Genomic DNA, 18833 nt, shown 5'->3' with positions numbered 1-18833 from the left:
TCTCAAGACACGGGAGAGTCGGTCGCCGCCAGACCTGCACAGGACAAGAACAACAACCAACCAACCAACCAACACATTACCCTGAACGATACGTCGCATCAAAAAGGCCGCCTCTTTCCGAGGCGGCATTTTTGCGTTCGGCGTATGCGTATTACCGAATGGTCATGATCGCGCCAGGATGGTGCAAGGCCGTTTGTCCCATGGCTGTTCCTCGCCACCGAAAGGGGAGGGGCCAATGATGCCGACAGGACAATCCGGTTTCCCGAGGGCCGTCGACACCGTATCGTCCGGCCCCATGCGCCTGCTCATCATCGAGGACGACCGCGAGGCGGCGTCCTACCTCGTCAAGGCCTTTCGCGAGGCCGGTCACGTTCCCGATCAGGCCCATGATGGGCTCGACGGCTACGCGCTGGCGCGGGAGGGCGATTACGACATGCTCATCGTCGACCGGATGCTGCCGAAGCTCGACGGGCTGTCCCTGATCCGTTCCCTACGCGAGCAGGAGGTGACGACGCCGGTCCTGATCCTCTCGGCACTGGGTCAGGTCGACGACCGGGTGAAGGGCTTGCGCGCCGGCGGCGACGATTACCTGCCCAAGCCCTATGCGTTCTCGGAACTGCTCGCCCGGGCCGAAATCCTGGCGCGGCGCCGTGGCGCCGGCGGCGGGACCGGTGAATCCACCGCCTACCGCATCGGCGACCTCGAACTCGATCGGCTGTCGCACCGCGTCAGCCGCGCCGGCCAGGAGATCGTTCTGCAGCCGCGCGAATTCCGCCTGCTCGAATACCTCATGCGCCATGCCGGGCAGGTGGTGACCCGAACCATGCTGCTCGAGCATGTTTGGGACTACCATTTCGATCCACAGACCAACGTGATCGACGTCCACGTCTCGCGTCTGCGCGCCAAGATCGACAAGGATTTCGACCGGCCCATCCTGCATACGGTGCGCGGGACCGGTTACGTGCTTCGTGTCGACGAGACGCGCAGTCCGGCAGGAACCGCGTGATCCCGAAGGCCGGACGCTCGGCGATCCGCGACGAGCAGGCGCCCGGGCGTCTTCTCAACCTGTTCCGGACGACGGCCTTCAAGCTGTCCTTCGCCTATCTGGTGGTGTTCGCCACGTTCGCGTTCCTGGCGCTCGGCTACGTCGCCTGGAACGCCAGCCGTGTGCTCGACGACCAGATGGTCTCCACCATCGAGGCCGAGATCAACGGCCTGTCCGAGCAATACAATGCCGGCGGCTTGCGGCGGCTCATCGCCGTGGTCGAGCGACGGGCCGGCGAACCCGGTGCCTCGCTCTACCTCGTCACCACGGCGGCCGGCGAGCGTGTCGTCGGCAATGTCGGAACTTTGCCCGCGGGAGTGATCGCCGAGCCGGGCCAGACCGAATCGGCCTATGCCCGCAACGGCGAATCCAAGAGCCTCGACCATCGCGCGATCATGCGGATCTTCGTGCTGCCCGGTGGCTTTCGCCTCATCGTCGGCCGCGATGTCGAGGAGCGCGACCGCCTGCGTTCGGTGATCGGGCGCACCTTCGGCTCGTCGGTGGGGCTCGTGGTGCTGCTCGGCGTCGTCGGCGGCTGGTTCGTGGCGAGCCGCGTCCTCAAGCGCGTCGATGCGATGACCGAGACCACCCGGCGGATCATGGCCGGCGATCTCGACGGGCGTCTCGCGGTGGCGGGCAACGGCGATGAGCTCGATCGTCTCGCCCGCAATCTCAACGAGATGCTGGAGCGCATCGGTGAGTTGATGCGGGGGCTGCGCGACGTTTCCGACAACATCGCCCACGACCTCAAGACGCCGCTCACCCGCCTGCGCAATCGGGCCGAGGAGGCGCTCCGGACCGCCGCAACGCCCGACGCTCTGCGCGCAGCGATGGAGGGGGTGATCGAGGAGAGCGACGGCCTGATCCGGGTGTTCAACGCGCTCCTGATGATCGCGCGGCTGGAGGACGGCAATGCCGCTGAGGGCCTGTCGGAATTCGACGGGGGCCATGTGGCGCATGAGGTCGCCGAACTCTACGAACCGCTCGCCGCCGAGCAGGGACTGTCGCTCACGGTGGAAGCGTCGGACGGCTTGAGGCTGCGCGGCAATCGCGAACTCGTCGGGCAGGCGCTCGCCAACCTCGTCGACAATGCGGTGAAGTATGGCGGGGAGCGTGGTGCGGTCCACGTCGCCGCCGAGCGCGTGGGCGAAACCATTCGCCTCAGCGTCGCGGATCGTGGCCCCGGTATCGCACCGGAGGAACGTGGGCGGGTCCTCGATCGCTTCGTCCGATTGGAGGAGGCGCGCTCGCGGCCCGGATTCGGCCTCGGCCTCAGCCTCGTCAATGCGGTGGTGCGCCTGCACCACGGCTCCCTGACGCTGGAGGACCATGCGCCGGGCCTGCGTGCCGTGATAACCTTGCCGGCCCTTGTCGCCGGAGATCCCCCATGAATCCGCAGGGCAGCCTTCGCGCTCGACTGACCCGGGCCCCGGTTTTGTCCGATCCCGAAGCGGCGGCTGCGCGGCTGGCCGACGTGGCGTTTCCCGATGGCTTCCTCGACCCGCCCCTGCGCGCGCTTCTCCTGGGGATCGCCGACCATTCTCCGTTCCTATGGCAGCTGGTGGCGCGGGCGCCCGAGCGACTGGTCGCCCTCATGGAACAAGCGCCGGAGGTGTCGAATGCGGACCTCGTGGCGCGCCAGAGGGATGCGGGCCGGACCGCTGCCGAACCCGATCTGCCCGCGATCGCAGCGGTGCTTCGCCAAAACCGCGCCGAGCATGCGCTGCTGGTGGCGCTGGCCGATATCGGCGGAGTATGGCCGCTCGCCACGGTGACGGCGGCGCTGTCGGATTTCGCCGATGCGTCGGTGCGGGCTGCCGCCGATGCGATGCTGCTCCAGGCCGCCGCCGCCGGCCGCTTCGTGCTGCCGGATGCGACGGATCCGCAGACCGGGTCCGGCCTCATCGTTCTGGCGCTGGGCAAGCACGGGGCGGGTGAGCTGAACTATTCCAGCGACATCGACCTGGTGGTGTTCTTCGATCCCGAAACGGCGCCCCTGAAGCCGGGCCTCGAGCCGACCCCGTTCTTCACCAAGCTGGCGCAGGGGATGGCCAAGCTCCTCCAGGAGCGCACCGCCGATGGCTACGTCCACCGCGTCGATTACCGTCTGCGGCCGGACCCCGGCTCGACCCCCACGGCGCTCTCGCTGAACTCGGCCTACCTCTATTACGAGACCCTCGGGCAGAACTGGGAGCGGGCGGCCTACATCAAGGCGCGGGCGATGGCCGGCGACATCCCGGCCGGCGAGCGCTTCCTCGCCGACCTGAAACCGTTCGTCTGGCGGAAGTATTTCGATTTCGCGTCCATCGCCGACGTGCATGCGATGAAGCGCCAGATCCATGCGGTGCGCGGGCACGACACCATCGCGGTGGCGGGTCACGACATCAAGCTCGGGCGCGGCGGTATCCGCGAGATCGAGTTCTTCGTCCAGACCCAGCAACTCGTCTTCGGCGGCCGCCGACCCGATCTGCGCGGCCGGGGCACCGTGGCGATGCTGTCCGGCCTCGTCGCCGATGGCTGGATCGATGCGGAGGCCCGTGACGAACTCACGGCGGCCTATGATTTCCTGCGCACCATCGAGCACCGGCTGCAGATGGTGCGCGACGAGCAGACCCAGCGCCTGCCGGCGGACGCGGCCGAGCTGGACGGCTTCGCCCGCTTCGCCGGGTTCGCCACGCTGGGTGCGTTCGAGGCGGCGCTGCTGCACCATGCCCGGCGGGTCCAGGCGCATTACGCACTGCTGTTCGAGGCGGAGCCCGACCTGTCCTCGGCGGTGGGTGATCTCGTCTTCAGCGGCACCGGCGACGATCCGGCCACCCTCGCGACTTTGGCCAAGCTCGGCTTTCGCAACCCCGAGCAGGCTGCCGAGACCGTGCGCGGCTGGCATTTCGGGCGCCGGCCCGCCGTGCGCACGGCACGGACGCGCGAGGTGCTGACCGAACTCGTTCCGGCGCTGATGCAGGCTTTGGGCGGCACCGCCGAGCCCGATACGGCCCTGGACACCCTCGACCGGGCCTTCGGCCGGATGCCGGCGGCCCTCGAACTCCTCACCATCCTGAAATCCAACGAGCGCCTGCGCCTGCTCTTCGCCGACCTCCTCGGCACCGCGCCGCGTCTGGCCGAGACCGTATCCTTCAGCCCGCATGTCCTCGATGCGGTGATCGACCGGGATTTCGCCGACGCCGCCATCGACCCCGAGAGTATCGGCGCGCATTACCGGGCCCTGCTCGGGCGCCCGTCCGACCACGAGGACTTCCTCGACCGCAGCCGCGACGCCGCCCGGCAGATGCGCTTCCTCACCGGCGCGCGGCTGCTCTCCGGCATCCTCTCGCCGGTGGAGGCGGGCCGCGCCTATGCGGTCATCGCCGATACCGTGGTCGCGTCAGCGCTGGCGCAGGTGTCCGATGCCTTCTTTGCCGATCACGGGGCCGTGCCGAACGGGCGCCTCGCCATCCTGGGCCTCGGGCGGCTCGGCGCCTGGCAGCTCACCGCCGATTCCGACCTCGATCTCGTGGTGGTCTACGATTTCGACAATGACGACCGCATGAGCGCCGGCCCCAAGCCGCTCGATGCGGCGGTGGCCTATAATCGCCTGACCCAGCGGGTCGTCGCTGCGCTGACGGTACCGACCCGGCGTGGACATCTCTACGAGGTCGACCTGCGCCTGCGCCCAGGCGGCGGCCAGGGGCCGGTGGCGGTGCAAGTGCGCAGCTTTCGCGCCTATCACGATGGCGAGGCCGACCTCTGGGAGCATATGGCGCTGACCCGCGCGCGGGTGGTGGCGGGTGATGCCGGCCTCGGCGCCGATCTGAACGCCCTGATCCGCACCATCGTGGCGCAACCGCGGGAGGTAGCCGACGTCAACCGCGCCGTCCGGGCGATGCGCGACGTGGTCGAGAGCGAGAAAGGCTATTCCGGCCCCCTCGACCTAAAGCTCGCGCCCGGTGGTCTGCTCGACCTCGACTTCCTCGCCCAGGCCCTCGTCCTCGGCCATGGCAGCCGCCATCCGGGGCTCGTCGATCTGAATGCGGTGGAGGTCTTTGCCTATGCGGCGAATGCCGAGCTTCTCGCGACCGACGCGGCGGAACGGCTCGCTGGTGCCTATCGGCTGTTCGACGACGTGATCCACTGGCAGCGGCTGATGGTCGAGGGCGATCCGGCCCAGGCCTCGACAGTGGCGATGACCCGGCTCGCCGTCGCCATGGGGCTGCCCGAAGCGGGCCGCCTGGCGGCACTGCTCGACGAGCGCCGTGCCGACATACGGACTTTGTTCGACCGGCTGCTCGGCTGATCCCGCGGCGATCAGACCGGAGCCGGCTCGAGCTCCAGTCGCCGGGCCGTGGCGCCGACGGCCTCGCGCAGCGAGGCGACCGTATCCTGCGTCGTCTCGGCGGCGACGTCCCGCAGGCGCTCCGGGGTCGGTACCGGAAGACGCACCAGAACGATGGTGCCGAGGCCCTCCTGCGAACGGATGCGCAGGGCGCCTCCGTGCAGTTCCGCCATGGAGCGGGCGATGGCGAGGCCGAGGCCCGAGCCCTTGTGGCTCCGGGTCAGGTTGGTCTCCACCTGCTGGAACGGCGCACCGAGCCGGCGCAGGGCCGATTTCGGGATGCCGATCCCGGTATCCTCGACGTAGATATGGACGGTGTCGCCGGCCGGGCGCGCCTTGACGATGATCCGTCCATCGCCGCCGCTGGGCGTGAACTTCACCGCATTCTGGATGAGGTTGGCCAGGATCTGATGCAGGGCTCGCTCATCGGCGAGGACCGACAGCCCTTCCACCACGTCGACGTTCACGGTGAGCGATTTCGCCCGTGCCGCTTCGGCGACGAGCTTGAGCGCACCCTCGATGGCGGTGTCCACCGCGATCTCGCGCTTGGCGAGCTTCACCTTGTGCGCCTCGATGCGCGACATGTTGAGGATGTCGTCGATGACCGAGAGCAGATAGTCGCCGCTCGACCGGATATCGCGGCAATAGTCGGTGTAGCGCGGCGAACCGAGCGCGCCGTAGACCTCGCTCTCCATGAGTTCGGCAAAGCCCATGATCGCGTTGAGCGGCGTGCGCAACTCGTGGCTCATGTTGGCGAGGAACTCGGATTTCGCCTGGTTCGCGCCTTCGGCCTGGGCCTTCTGGTCGAGGTAGCGCTCGGCCAGATCGGCGAGCTGCTGGGTCTGGAGTTCGAGGGTGCGGCGCGAGCGCTTCAGGTCGCGCACTGTCTCGATCAACTCGCGCTCGGAGGTGACGAGCCGCTCCTGGTGCTGCTTGAGGCTGGTGATGTCGGTGCCGACGGAGACGTAGCCGCCGTCCTTGGTGCGGCGTTCGCTGATCTGGAGCCAGCGCCCGTCGGTCAGCTCGGCCTCGAAGGTCCGGGACGTGGCGCCGGCAGTGGTCTCGCTGTCGCGCAGCTCGCGGCGGATCGGAGGCAGGACGCCCCGGCCCATGATCTCGCCGTAACCCTTGCCCGGAACCGCATCCTCGGGGCTGAGGGCGTGCAGATGCCGGAACTTCGAGTTGCACAGGACGAGGCGGTTTCCGGTGTCCCACAGCACGAAGGCTTCCGAGATCGCCTCCACCGCATCGCGCAGGCGCATGTCGGCGGTGGCATTCTGCTCGGCGAGATTGCGCTGCTCGGTGACGTCGAGGGCGATGCCGACGAGGTGGCGCCCGCCATCGATGGAATCGGGCACGATCTCGGCCCGCATCCGCATCCAGACCCAGCTACCCGAGGCGCCGCGCACGCGAAACTCGTGGTCGACGGTGGATTGGCTGGCGGCGAGATGGCGGGCGAGGCTGTAGAGGTCGCCGTCCTCGGGATGCACCAATGCGTTGACGTCGCCGAAGGACAGGAACTCGCGCTCGCGGTTGTACCCGAGCAGCGCGTACATCGAGTCCGACCAGTAGATGCGCCCGCGCGGGATGTCCCAGTCCCAGAGGCCGCAACGGCCGCGGCCCAGTGCGGTGTCGAGGCGTTGCTTGATCGCTTCGCAGACGCGGTCCACCGCATGGGCGCGGCGGGTCTGCAGCGCATAGGCGACGCCGGTGCCGATGATCACGAGGGCGGCGGCGCCGAGCAGGATCGCCTGGTTGCGCATGCGCGCGGTCCACGCGGCGGTGATGTCCGCCAACGGCTGGAACACGGCGACCTGTCCCCTTCCGTCGGGAAGGTTGCGGATGGCACCGATGGCGGTCTGGCCGTTGGCGAGGGTGAGGGTCATCACCCCGGCGCGCTCGCCGAGCGTGGTCAGGGCCTGCATCTCGCCGATATGGTCCGTCAGCGTATGGGCCGGGCCGGACATCGGAGGATTGGCCGCCACGATGGTATCGGCCGGCGAGACCACCAGGATCTGCCTCCCGGTATGGATCAGCCCCGCGGGAAGGAGCTCACCGAGCCGGCGATGGATGCCCGACGCGGCGTTCGCGCCACTGGTCTCGGCGTCGGACAAAGCGGCGACGGACAGCCGGGTGAAGGCCTCGACGTCGGTGATGGCGGCTCGGATCACCTCCTCGCGCTGGGACTGCAGAAGAAGGGTCGACACCGCGGCGAGGCAGATGAGGAACGTCGCGAACAGGGCCGGCAGCGCGTAGCGGAGCCAAGTCTCGGCTCGCACGAACCTGACATGCGCGGCCTCCTGAGGCCGGTGAATGCCAAGAATCGTATCCGCACGCGCGGAGAGGGAAGCGGAATCCGCCTCCAGCATGGTCAAACCCCGCGGCTAGGAAGTGAGTCGGTGAAAACGGGCTGAAATTCGCCCTAACGAGTCACGCTTCGAATCGTATTCATATCAACATTTCCACAGAGGATTTGTCCACGGCTTTCTTGCGCGAATCATTGACAGCCGCGTGCCCGCAGACGCGAAACGCGCCAGCCGACCGATTCGGGAAAGGCGTTGTTCTGGAAGGGCTTGCCTAGCCGGCCAGAGTCCGGGCCAGGATGTCGGCGACATCGCGGGACAGGCCGGGCGCGGCATGAATTTCCCGCACTGTGGCTTCGGCCCGATCACGCCGGACAGGCTCCAGCATGCGCCACGATCCGAAGGCCGTGAGGAGCCGCGCAGCAAGCTGCGGATTGCTCTTGTCGATGGTGAGAATCGCCTGTGCGACAAGGGCATAACCGGCGCCGTCGGGCCGGTTGAACTGGGTCGGATTGCCCATGCTGAAGCCCCCGATCAGCGCCCGCACCCGGTTCGGATTGGTCATCGCGAACGCCGGATGCTGTTGCAGCGCGGCGATACGCTGCGGTGTGTCCGCCTCCGCGATGCCGGCCTGAATCGCAAACCATTTGTCGAGGACGAGGGGCTCGTCACGATACCGCGTGGCGAAGGCCGCGAGCGCCGCTTCCCGTTGCGGCCCGGGAATCGTGGCGAGGACCGAAAGCCCGGCGAGGCGGTCGGTCATGGTGGTCGCCGCTGCGATCTGTTCCGCGGCGAGGTCGGCACCCGAGGCGGGATCTCCGGCCGCGATCAGGTCGAGGGCCACATTGCGCAGCGAACGCCGGCCCGCGGCCGCGGCGTCCGGGCTGAACGCCGCATCGGCCGGGTCGGCCAGGGCGTCGCGCAGGCCGTGCAGACGCCCCATGAGACCGTGACCGATATGGCGCCGCAGGGTCAGGCGGGCGGCATGGATCGCATCGGGGTCGATGTTCGCGCCGATCTCGCCGGCGACATCGCCCGCGCCGGGAAGGCCGAGCATCAGAGCCGCGAAGGCCGGATCGGCCAAGGCTTCCGCATCGAGAAAGCCGCCGAGCGCATCGACGAAGGCGCTCGCGTCCGGTCCGGCCGAGTCGGCCTCGGCAGCGCCGGCCATCGCCCGCTCGGTGAGGAGGCGCATGGCGACGCTCTGTCCGGCTTGCCAGCGGTTGAACGGATCGGAATCGTGGCGCAGCAACGTGAGGCGGTCGGCATCGCTCAGCGTCATGACGATCCGCACCGGGGCCGAGAACCCGCGGAACAGCGACGGGACCGGCGCCTCCGGCACGTTCGTGAAGGTCAGCGTGTCGGCGCTCTCGGACAGAACGAAGACGCCGTCCTGCACCCGGTCGCTGGCCGCGTCGATCGGGCCCTGTTGGCCGACGAGGCCGAGCGCCACGGGGATCACCAGGGGCGTGGTGTCGTCCGATCCCGCCAGGCTCTGGCTGAAGTCGAGCCGGTAGGTTTGCGCGCCTGCATCGTAGGTGCCGGTCACCGAGACCTTCGGCGTACCCGGCCGTTCGTACCAGCGGGCGAAGTCCGACAAATCGCGCCCCGTCACGGCGGCGAAGGCGTCCAGAAAATCCTCGACGGTGGCGGCGGTCCCGTCGCACTCGGCGAAGTAGCGGTCCATGCCGGCGCGGAAGGCGGATGCGCCGATCAGCGTGCGCAGCATCCGGACGATCTCGGCGCCCTTCTCGTAGACCGTGGCCGTGTAGAAGTTGTTGATCTCGGCATAGTGCTTCGGGCGCACCGGATGCGCGAGAGGCCCGGCATCCTCGGGGAATTGGCGGGCGCGCAGGGTGCGGACCTCGCCGATGCGGTGGACGGCGCGCGAGCGCATGTCGGACGAGAATTCCTGATCGCGGAAGACCGTGAGGCCCTCTTTCAGGCAGAGCTGGAACCAGTCGCGGCAGGTGACGCGGTTGCCCGACCAGTTGTGGAAGTATTCGTGCGCAATCACGGTCTCGATACCGGCGTAATCGCTGTCGGTGGCGGTCTCCGCACTCGCGAGGACGTATTTGTCGTTGAAGATATTGAGGCCCTTGTTCTCCATCGCGCCCATGTTGAAGTCCGACACGGCGACGACGTTGAACACGTCGAGGTCGTAGGCACGCCCGAACGCGGTCTCGTCCCAGGCCATCGCACGCAGGGTGGCGTCGAGCGCGTAGGCGGCCCGGGCGCTCTTGCCCGGCTCGACATAGACGCCGAGTTCAATGCTGCGGCCCTCGCTGGTTGTGAAGTGGCCGCCGAGCCGGTCGAGCCGGCCGCCCACGAGGGCGAAGAGATAGGCGGGCTTGGGGTGGGGATCGTGCCACACCGCGAAGTGCCGGCCCGGGGCGGCCTCACCGGATTCGAGCAGGTTGCCGTTGCCGAGCAGCACCGGCGCCTCGTCTCGGTCCGCCTCGATCCGCGTGGTGTAGACCGCCATCACGTCGGGGCGGTCGAGGAAGTAGGTGATCCGCCGGAAGCCGTCGGCCTCGCACTGGGTGCAGTAGACCCCGCCCGAGCGATACAGCCCCATCAGCCGCGTGTTGGCGGTCGGGTCGACCTGCGTCCGGATCGTGAGCTTGAAGGGTCGGTTCGGCGGCTGCGCCAGGGTGAGGGCGGTGGCCGTGATCGCGTAGGCGTCGGATGCCAGGGCCCGGCCGTCGAGTTCGAGCGACAGGAGCGTGAGGTCCTCGCCGTCGAGCACCAGCGGCGCTCCGGCGATGCCCGCCGGGTTCGGGCGCAGGGTCAACTCGGCCTTGACCCGGCTCTCATGCGCATGGAGGTCCACGTCGAGGATGACCCGATCGATCAGATAGTCGCTCGGACGATAATCGGCGAGCTGGATCAGGATCGGGTTTTCGGTGCGCATGGAAGCCTCGCCTTTGACGCCTTTGTCTCGGGAGGCTTCTCTTGGATCGCTTCGGTGGCGCGCGCAACGCCACCGCGACCCGCCCGCTCGGCGTTGACTGACAGGTGAGGGCGACCACATAGCCCGCAGCAACCGGAGAGTTTGAAACGATGCGATTCCTGCACACCATGGTCCGCGTGGCCGACCTCGACCGGGCGCTCGCCTTCTATGTCGACACCTTCGGCCTGACCGAAATCCGTCGGGTCGACAACGACAAGGGCCGCTTCACCCTGGTCTTCCTCGCTGCCCCCGGCGATGCCGCCACGGCCCAGGAGACCCAGGCGCCGGTGATCGAGCTCACCCACAATTGGGACCCGGAGAGCTATTCGGGTGGCCGCAACTTCGGCCACCTCGCCTACGAGGTCGACGACATCTACGCCTTCTGCGCCAAGCTGCACGAGGCCGGAATCACCATCAATCGGCCGCCGCGCGACGGAAACATGGCCTTCGTGAAGTCGCCCGACGGCATCTCCATCGAGCTGCTCCAGAAGGGCGATGCCAAGCCGCCGCAGGAGCCCTGGAAGTCGATGGAAAACACCGGCTCCTGGTAGTCGGAAACCATCCAGGGAGGCCGGTCCCGGCCTCCCTGGATGGTCATGGTCGGTGCGCGTCTGCCTCGGGGCTGGCGTGATCCCAGTTTGGCTGCCCTCGGCCGAGACCAGCCATCCGATCCGGGCCGTCCGCGCCGCAACCGGGTCGCCGAAATCTCCACGTCGCGTCCGGAAAGGCCTCGGCGCGCTTGACCTGACCTTCGTCGGCGGCGCACATCCGCGCCGGATCAGTCGGCCGGGCGGCCGCTCCGGACGTCAGGTCCGGGGAGGAAAGTCCGGGCTCCATGGAGAGACGGTGCCGGATAACGTCCGGCGGGGGCGACCCCAGGGACAGTGCCACAGAGAGCAGACCGCCTTGCTTGCAAGGTAAGGGTGAAAGGGTGCGGTAAGAGCGCACCGCGGACGCGGCAACGCGGACGGCACGGCAAACCCCACCGGGAGCAAGACCGAATAGGGGCGACACGGCAGGCCTCACGGCCCGTCAGGCCCTCTCTCCAGGCCCGTCGCCCGGGTTGGTTGCTCGAGGCGTATCGGCAACGATCGTCCCAGAGGAATGGCCGCCACGTCGGGAGCCCCGTGCTCCCGGCCCTACAGAACCCGGCTTATAGGCCGGCTGATCCACTTTTCCCTTGGTCGCGAATGCGCCACCTGGCCGACGTCCGGGGTGACCGAGGCCGGGCGACGGTCGATCCGATTTCGTGATCCGGAAGCCGGTCGCTGTGGTCACGGCGATCGAACGGGGATCGGGGTCCATGCGTGAAATCCGCTTCAAAGATGCCCGGGCCAAACTCTCGGACGCGACCGACGAAGCGCTGAGCGAAGAAGAATTCCCGACCACGCCCAATGGCTGCAAGGACGCCATGCCGGTGTGCTGGTCCGACGGGAAGAACCTGTCGCCGGGACCGAGCCGGGGGCGCCTTCTGGCCGCGTCTCCGCTGGTAGACGACGACCTGCCGGATCGAAACGGCGCAGGGCTTCGCGACCTCGACCTTTGAGGAATCACGTTGCCACAGCAGGCCGTCATTCCCTCCGAAAACTTACCCTCGGTTAACCTTGCTGAGGTCTGATCGACCCTGGCCGACCCGTGCGGCCTGGTTCGTTGACGGCGCTCAGAGGCCCATGGTACCCCGATTCATCCCGTCAGCGGCGATTTTCGGATCGACGGACGCAGTCCGCGATCGTGGGCCAGCCGTCCGTGCGCGCGGCTGCGTTCCGCGCCGGTCTCGCCCGGTTCCGTCTCTCCGCGCCGCACCTCGGCGGCCCAGCCTCGTGGAAGGGACGCATGCGCCGCACCATCACGGTCGAATTGTCGATGTTCACTCATCTGATCCCGGAATCGGTGCGATGACGCGCGCTCCGCGTCCGCCGCGGCCCGTGCCCGGCGCCCCGCACGTCCCGGTGCTGCTCGCCGAGGTGCTGGCAGCCCTCGATCTCTCCGGTTCGGCGCTCGCCGTCGACGGCACCTTCGGCGCGGGCGGCTACACCCGCGCGATGCTCGAGGCCGATCCGAACGTGCACGTCATCGCCATCGACCGCGATCCCGGCGCCATCGCCGGGGGCGCCCCCCTCGTGGAATCGGCCCAAGGGCGCCTGACCCTGGTGCCGGGCCGCTTCGGCAGCCTCGATGCCGCCGTACGTGCCGAGGGCCATGCCGAGGCCGACGCCGTCGTTCTCGATATCGGCGTCTCCTCGATGCAGATCGACCAGCCCGAGCGCGGCTTTTCGTTCCGCAACGACGGTCCCCTCGACATGCGCATGGAGCGTGACGGGCAGAGCGCCGCCGACCTCGTCAACGAGGCCGACGAGGCCGATCTGGCCGACATCATCTATCACTATGGCGAAGAGCGCCGTTCGCGCGCCGTCGCCCGCGCCATCATCGAAGCGCGTCGCAAGGGCCGGATCGAGACCACCGGAGCGCTGGCCGAGATCGTCGGCAGCGTGGTCTGGGCCGACCCGGCGAGCGGCATCCACCCGGCGACCCGGACCTTCCAGGGCCTGCGCATCGCGGTGAACGACGAACTCGGCGAGCTCGTCCAGGCGCTGCATGCCGCCGAACGCATCCTCAAGCCCGGCGGCCGGCTCGCCGTGGTGACGTTCCACTCCCTCGAAGATCGCATCGTGAAGCAGTTCTTCTCGGCGCGCAGCGGCCGGGCCGCCCAGGCCTCGCGCCACGTGCCGAGCGTCGCGATGCCGACCCCACGCAGCTTCACTGCGGTGACCAAGGGGCCGGTGCTGCCCTCCGACGCCGAGATCCATAGGAACCCGCGCGCCCGGTCGGCCAAGCTGCGCGCGGTGGAGCGCACGGACACGCCCGCGCCGGCACCTCTGGCCGCCATCGAGACCCTCGCCGCCCTGCCGGAGCGGACGGGCAGAAGCGGAGGAGCGCGCCGGTGATCCGTTTGCTCAACCTTCTGGCGGTGATGGGCCTCATCGGCTCGGCGATCTACGCCTACTCGATCAAATACGACACGCTGTATCAGTCGAGCCAGGTCTCGAAGGCGACGAGCCAGCTCCACAGGGAGCGTCAGGCCATCGCGGTGCTGCGCGCCGAATGGCAATTGCTGACCCGGCCCGACCGCCTGCAGGCGGCGGTGGAGCGCCATCTCGCCCTGGAGCCCATCGGCACCGCCCATCTCGGCCGGTTCTCGGACCTGCCGGTGCGGCCCGACCGCGGCGACGAGATCGGCCGCCTGCTCGCGGCCACCGCGACGCCCAAGGAGAAGCCCGTGGCCGGTCGCAGTGGCGACGAGCCGCGCACCACCGGCAGCGTCACGCCCCGCACGACCACCACCAGAACACCGACCACGGCTTCGAGGTAGTCATCCGTGTCGCAAGACGTATCCCACGATACCCCGTCCCACGATTCGCAGCCGGCCGAGGTCGAGGCCGAGCCCATTGTGGTGGACGCCGTGCCCCAGTCGCCGAAGGTGGCCAACCGGTTCGCCGTCGCGATCCGCGCGATGTTCCATCTCGCGATCGAGCGCTCCTATGCGCGCGTCGGCCTCGTCGGCTTGGGCTTTGCCGTGGTGTTCGCCACCATCGGCGTGCGCCTGATGTCGATGGCCGCGTTCCCGGATGCGGATAACGGCGAACACCGCGTCGCCGCGGCGGCCACCACCGCCATCCGGCCCGACATCGTCGACCGCAACGGCGAGATCCTCGCCACCGATATCCGCACGGTCTCGGTCTTCGCCGAACCGCGCAACATCTACGACAAGGACGAGGCGGTGGAACTCCTCACCGCCGTTCTGCCGCAGCTCAACGCCACGGAGCTGCGCGCCAAGCTCTCGACGAAGAAGGGCTTCGTCTGGGTCAAGCGTGAGATCACCCCGAAGCAGCAGGCCGAGGTGCATCGCCTGGGCATCCCCGGCATCGGCTTCCTGCCCGATCACAAGCGCGTCTACCCCAACGGTGTCGCCGCCGCGCACGTACTCGGCTTCTCGAACCTCGACAATATCGGCATCGCCGGCATCGAGAAATACATCGACACGCAGGGCAACAAGGCGCTCAACGATTTCGGCCTGGTGGCCAAGCAGACCGACCTCAAGCCGGTGCAGCTCTCCCTCGACCTGCGGGCGCAATTCGCGCTCCGCGAGGAACTCGCCTGGGGCATCGACCACTTCAAGGCCAAGGCCGCCGCCGGCATGATCCTCGACGTGACCACCGGTGAGGTGATCGCGCTCGCGTCTCTGCCCGATTTCGACCCGAACGATCCGGCCGAGGCGCTGACCCCCGACCGCATCAACCGCATGAACGTCGGCGTCTACGAGATGGGCTCGACCTTCAAGGCCATGACGCTGGCCATGGCGCTCGATTCCGGCAAGTACAACGTCAACTCGACATTCGACACCCGTGGCGGCGTGCTCAATTGGGGGCGCCAGAAGATCCACGATTATCACCCGGAAAACCGGATCATCACGATGCCGGAGGTGTTTGTTCACTCGTCCAACATCGGATCGGCCCGGATGGCGCTCGGCATCGGCGTGACCGGCCACAAGGCCTTCTTGAAGAAGATGGGGCTCACCGACCGGATGCGGACGGAACTGCCCGAGAGCGCCGAGCCGATCGTCCCGTCGCGCTGGACCGAGATCAACACCATCACCATCGCGTTCGGCCACGGTCTGGCCGTGGCACCGCTCCAAGCGGCGGCGGCGGTGGGCGCCATCACCAACGGCGGCAACCTCATCGTGCCGACCTTCCTCAAGACCACCGAGGCCGACGCACTGAAGAAGGCGACCCGCGTCCTCAAGCCCGAGACCAGCGAGGCGATGCGCTTCATCATGCGCCTCAATGCCACCGAAGGTTCGGCCAAGAAGGCGGCGATCCCGCTCTACTATGTCGGCGGCAAGACCGGCACCGCCGAGAAGGTGATCCACGGCCGCTATAGCAAGAATCGCCTGTTCACGACCTTCATGGCGGCCGCCCCCATGGACAAGCCGAAATACCTGTTCGTCACCATCATGGACGAGCCGCAGGCGGTTGCCGCGGAGTCCGGTCACTACGCCACCGCCGCCTGGAATTCAGGCGTCGTCACCGGTCGGGTCATTCAGCGCGTCGCCCCCATCCTCGGCCTGCCGCCGCAATTCGATCCGCCGGTGAAGCCGTTCCCGCTGATGGTGAAACTCGGCGCCTATCACGCCGACAAGGTCGACGGGCGATGAACGCGCCGACCCTTGGCGAGCTGTTCCCGGAGGCCGAGGCCGCCTTCGCGACATGGCCCGTCACCGGGCTGACGGCGGATTCGCGGAATGTCGCGCCCGGATGCGTGTTCGTGGCGGTGCCCGGGACCGTGGCCGACGGGCGCCTGTTCGCCGCCAAGGCTGCGGCAGCCGGCGCCGTCGCCGTGGTCGGCGAGGGTGAGCGGCCGGACGATCTCGACGCCGCCGTTCCGTATCTCACCGTCCCGGACGTGCGGCGCGCCCTCGCGCTCGGTGCGGCGCGTTTCCATCCCGGCCAGCCCGAGAGCGTGGTCGCGGTCACCGGCACCAGCGGCAAGAGTTCGGTGGCGGATTTCGTACGCCAGATCCTGAGCCGGATCGGTCGGGACTCGGCGAGCCTCGGCACCGTCGGCATCGTCACCAATCGGGGCGCCAGCTACGGCTCGCTCACCACGCCGGACCCGGTCACCCTGCACCGGACCCTCGCCGGCCTCGCCCGCGACGGCATCACCGATCTCGCCATGGAAGCGTCCTCGCACGGCATCGAGCAGCGCCGTCTCGACGGGGTGCGGCTCACGGCGGTGGGCTTCACCAATCTCGGGCGCGACCACCTCGATTATCATGCGACGATCGAGGAGTATCTCGCCGCCAAGCTCAGGCTGTTCACGACCCTGGCGGAGCCCGGCATTCCCGCGGTGATCAATGCCGACGGCGCCTATGCCGATCGGGTGATCGCGGCGGCCTTCGCGCACAAGCTTCTCGTCCGGACCACCGGCCGCAAGGGCGAGACGATCAAGCTTCTCGATGCCGAGACCGACGGTTTTCACCAGCGGCTGCACCTGCGTGCGCCCGGCCGCCTGCATCGCCAGCTCGACGAGGATTATGCGGTCCGGCTGCCCCTCGTCGGCGCCTTCCAGGTCGAGAACGCCTTGCTGGCCGCCGGCCTCGTGCTGGCGACCCCGGCGGGCAATTCCGATCGCGTCGGCGTCATCGCCGCCCTCGAACACCTCATCGGGGTGCCGGGCCGCATGGAGCGCATCGGCGAGGTCAACGGCGCCCTCTGCCTCGTCGACTACGCCCACAAGCCCGAGGCTCTCGACAGCGTACTTACCGCGCTGCGCCCCTTTGCGTCCGGCAGGCTCCACCTCGTCTTCGGCTGCGGCGGTGACCGCGACCGCGGCAAGCGCCCGCTGATGGGCGCCATCGCCGCCGCTCGCGCCGACGCCGTCATCGTCACCGACGACAACCCGCGCAGCGAGGACCCGGCCGCGATCCGCGCCGCGATCCTGGCCGCTGCCCCGGGGGCCATAGAGATCGGCGACCGTGCCGAGGCGATCCGCACCGCGGTCCGGTCGCTGGCGCCCGGCGACGTTCTCGTCGTGGCCGGCAAGGGCCATGAAACCGGCCAGATCGTCGGCACAAGCGTTCTGCCCTTCTCGGACCACGACGTGCTCCGGGCGGCGATCGCGGAACGCACCTCATGACCAACGCCCAGACCCCCGCACCCCTCTGGACGGCGGAATCCCTCGAGGCCGCCACCGGTGGGACCCTGCACGGCGTTCCGAAGCCGATCCGCGGCGCCTCCATCGATACCCGCACCCTGGCGCCCGGCGACCTGTTCTTCGCCATCCGGGGCGAGGCGCGGGACGGGCACGACTTCGTGCGCGATGCCCTGTCACGCGGCGCGGGCGCGGCCGTGGTGGCGGCCGATCGCGCGGACGAATTCGCCGGGGCCGGCGCAGTGTTGGCCGTCGCGGGCGGCGACGACGACCCGGCGCTCGATGCCATGCGAAAACTCGGACTCGCCGCCCGGGCCCGCAGCCATGCCGGCATCGTCGCGGTCACCGGTTCAGTGGGCAAGACCGGAACCAAGGAGGCCCTGCGCCATGTCCTGTCCGCCCAAGGCCGGACGCACGCTTCCATCGCCTCGTACAACAACCATTGGGGCGTGCCCCTGACCCTCGCGCGGATGCCGGCCGATACGGATTACGGCGTGTTCGAGATCGGCATGAACCACCCCCGCGAGATCGTGCCGCTCACCGCCATGGTCCGGCCGGACATCGCGCTGATCACCACGGTCGAGCCGGTGCATATCGAGCATTTCGCGTCGCTGTCGGCCATCGCCGACGCCAAGGGCGAGATTTTTTCGGGGCTCGGCGCGGGCGGTACGGCGATCCTCAACCGCGACAATCCGAGCTTTTCGCGGTTGCTCGCCCACGCGCAGGCCTCGAAGGCGGGCCGTGTCGTCACCTTCGGCGAACATCCCGACGCCGATGTCCGTGCCTCGCGTATCGTCCTGCGCCCCGACCTGTCGGTGGTCGACGCTACGGTGATGGGCATTCCGGTCACCTATCAGCTCGGCACGCCCGGCCGGCACACGGCGATGAACTCGCTCGGCGTCATGGCGGTGGTCCATGCCCTCGGCGCCGATCTCGCCCTGGCCGCTCTGTCGCTGGCGGCGCTGAAGCCGCCGGTGGGACGCGGCGAGCGTACCGCCTTGCGGATCGGCACGGGCGAAGCCTTCCTCGTCGACGAAAGCTACAACGCCAACCCGGCCTCGATCCGCGCCGCCCTGGCGACCCTATCGACCATCGAGACCGGCCCGCGCGGGCGCCGCATCGCAGTGCTCGGCGACATGCTGGAACTCGGCGGAAGCGCCGAGGCGCACCACCGCGATCTCGCCGCGGCGGTGGACGCCGCGCAGGTCGATCTCGTCTTCACGGCCGGTCCGCTGATGCGCCACCTGTTCGAGGCCATGCCGCTCAGCCGGCGCGGCGTCGCGGCCGCGACCTCCGGCGAACTCCTCGATTCCGTGCTTGCCACGTTGCGTGCTGGCGATGCCGTGATGATCAAGGGATCGAACAGCATCCGCATGGGCCGGATTGTCGAAGCTCTCAAAGCCCGGTACGCGGGCGCCAACGATCAGAACGAGCCGTCGCTGGCGCTGTGACGCCGACGCGGATCCGAACGGCCGGGAGGGAACAGGCACGCGG

At 68.7% G+C, this 18833-nt stretch carries 12 protein-coding genes and 1 other RNA gene; 11 read left to right on the top strand and 2 right to left on the bottom strand.

Annotated elements, in window-relative coordinates:
• Positions 1-295 precede the first annotated feature (295 nt).
• From G3T14_RS06910 to G3T14_RS06900, 3 genes are read left to right on the top strand one after another with little or no spacing between them, the layout of a single operon-like run.
• Positions 296-1006: a response regulator transcription factor gene (locus G3T14_RS06910; protein ID WP_163641377.1), complete on the top strand. Its 711-nt coding sequence runs from the start codon at positions 296-298 to the stop codon at positions 1004-1006.
• Entirely contained in the window at positions 1006-2436 is a 1431-nt protein-coding gene (locus G3T14_RS06905) for a HAMP domain-containing sensor histidine kinase (RefSeq protein ID WP_348645223.1), read from the top strand. Before G3T14_RS06910 ends, G3T14_RS06905 begins: the two co-directional genes overlap by 1 nt.
• Entirely contained in the window at positions 2433-5336 is a 2904-nt protein-coding gene (locus tag G3T14_RS06900; protein ID WP_163641334.1) for a bifunctional [glutamine synthetase] adenylyltransferase/[glutamine synthetase]-adenylyl-L-tyrosine phosphorylase, read from the top strand. Before G3T14_RS06905 ends, G3T14_RS06900 begins: the two co-directional genes overlap by 4 nt.
• Before the next feature lie 11 nt (positions 5337-5347).
• On the opposite strand, the gene G3T14_RS06895 is transcribed toward G3T14_RS06900, so the two are convergent.
• Positions 5348-7744, bottom strand: a complete 2397-nt coding sequence (locus G3T14_RS06895) for a PAS domain-containing sensor histidine kinase (protein ID WP_163641332.1) — start codon at positions 7742-7744, stop codon at positions 5348-5350.
• A gap of 208 nt (positions 7745-7952) precedes the next feature.
• Complete coding sequence (gene pepN, locus G3T14_RS06890) at positions 7953-10592, bottom strand: aminopeptidase N (protein ID WP_163641330.1); 2640 nt, start codon at positions 10590-10592, stop codon at positions 7953-7955.
• Positions 10593-10741: 149 nt separating this feature from the next.
• Here pepN and gloA point away from each other — a divergent pair, with 149 nt between their 5' ends.
• From gloA to G3T14_RS06850, 8 genes are all read left to right on the top strand, one after another.
• A complete protein-coding gene (gene gloA / locus G3T14_RS06885; RefSeq protein ID WP_163641328.1) occupies positions 10742-11182 on the top strand; it encodes a lactoylglutathione lyase in 441 nt (146 codons plus the stop codon).
• A 227-nt stretch (positions 11183-11409) separates the two neighbouring features.
• An RNA gene (rnpB, locus tag G3T14_RS06880) (RNase P RNA component class A) lies at positions 11410-11803 on the top strand.
• Between the two features lie 131 nt (positions 11804-11934).
• On the top strand, positions 11935-12177 hold the full coding sequence (locus tag G3T14_RS06875; protein ID WP_163641326.1) for a type II toxin-antitoxin system prevent-host-death family antitoxin: 243 nt from the start codon (positions 11935-11937) through the stop codon (positions 12175-12177).
• A 349-nt stretch (positions 12178-12526) separates the two neighbouring features.
• Positions 12527-13576 (top strand): 16S rRNA (cytosine(1402)-N(4))-methyltransferase RsmH, encoded by a 1050-nt coding sequence (gene rsmH, locus G3T14_RS06870; protein ID WP_163641324.1) that lies wholly within the window; start codon positions 12527-12529, stop codon positions 13574-13576.
• Positions 13573-14001, top strand: coding sequence for a hypothetical protein (locus tag G3T14_RS06865; protein ID WP_163641322.1), 429 nt, complete (start codon positions 13573-13575; stop codon positions 13999-14001). Before rsmH ends, G3T14_RS06865 begins: the two co-directional genes overlap by 4 nt.
• Positions 14002-14079: 78 nt before the next feature.
• Positions 14080-15843 carry a penicillin-binding protein 2 gene (locus tag G3T14_RS06860; RefSeq protein ID WP_348645222.1) on the top strand — a complete coding sequence of 588 codons (1764 nt, stop codon included), beginning with the start codon at positions 14080-14082 and terminating at the stop codon, positions 15841-15843.
• On the top strand, positions 15840-17324 hold the full coding sequence (locus tag G3T14_RS06855; protein ID WP_163641320.1) for a UDP-N-acetylmuramoyl-L-alanyl-D-glutamate--2,6-diaminopimelate ligase: 1485 nt from the start codon (positions 15840-15842) through the stop codon (positions 17322-17324). Before G3T14_RS06860 ends, G3T14_RS06855 begins: the two co-directional genes overlap by 4 nt.
• Complete coding sequence (locus G3T14_RS06850) at positions 17321-18790, top strand: UDP-N-acetylmuramoylalanyl-D-glutamyl-2,6-diaminopimelate--D-alanyl-D-alanine ligase (protein WP_163641318.1); 1470 nt, start codon at positions 17321-17323, stop codon at positions 18788-18790. The genes G3T14_RS06855 and G3T14_RS06850 overlap by 4 nt, the downstream gene beginning before the upstream one ends.
• Positions 18791-18833: the final 43 nt, after the last annotated feature.

Source organism: Methylobacterium sp. BTF04 (genome assembly GCF_010692745.1).
Classification (GTDB): Bacteria; Pseudomonadota; Alphaproteobacteria; order Rhizobiales; family Beijerinckiaceae; genus Methylobacterium.
The sequence above is the reverse complement of the archived record's forward strand: the minus strand, read 5'-3'. Positions and strand labels throughout refer to the sequence as shown.

Coding starts and splice junctions, on each gene's coding strand:
- G3T14_RS06910 (WP_163641377.1), top strand. CDS start 296: ATGCGCCTGCTCATCATCGAGGACGACCGCGAGGCGGCGTCCTACCTC.
- G3T14_RS06900 (WP_163641334.1), top strand. CDS start 2,433: ATGAATCCGCAGGGCAGCCTTCGCGCTCGACTGACCCGGGCCCCGGTT.
- G3T14_RS06895 (WP_163641332.1), bottom strand. CDS start 7,744: ATGCTGGAGGCGGATTCCGCTTCCCTCTCCGCGCGTGCGGATACGATT.
- pepN (WP_163641330.1), bottom strand. CDS start 10,592: ATGCGCACCGAAAACCCGATCCTGATCCAGCTCGCCGATTATCGTCCG.
- gloA (WP_163641328.1), top strand. CDS start 10,742: ATGCGATTCCTGCACACCATGGTCCGCGTGGCCGACCTCGACCGGGCG.
- G3T14_RS06875 (WP_163641326.1), top strand. CDS start 11,935: ATGCGTGAAATCCGCTTCAAAGATGCCCGGGCCAAACTCTCGGACGCG.
- rsmH (WP_163641324.1), top strand. CDS start 12,527: ATGACGCGCGCTCCGCGTCCGCCGCGGCCCGTGCCCGGCGCCCCGCAC.
- G3T14_RS06855 (WP_163641320.1), top strand. CDS start 15,840: ATGAACGCGCCGACCCTTGGCGAGCTGTTCCCGGAGGCCGAGGCCGCC.
- G3T14_RS06850 (WP_163641318.1), top strand. CDS start 17,321: ATGACCAACGCCCAGACCCCCGCACCCCTCTGGACGGCGGAATCCCTC.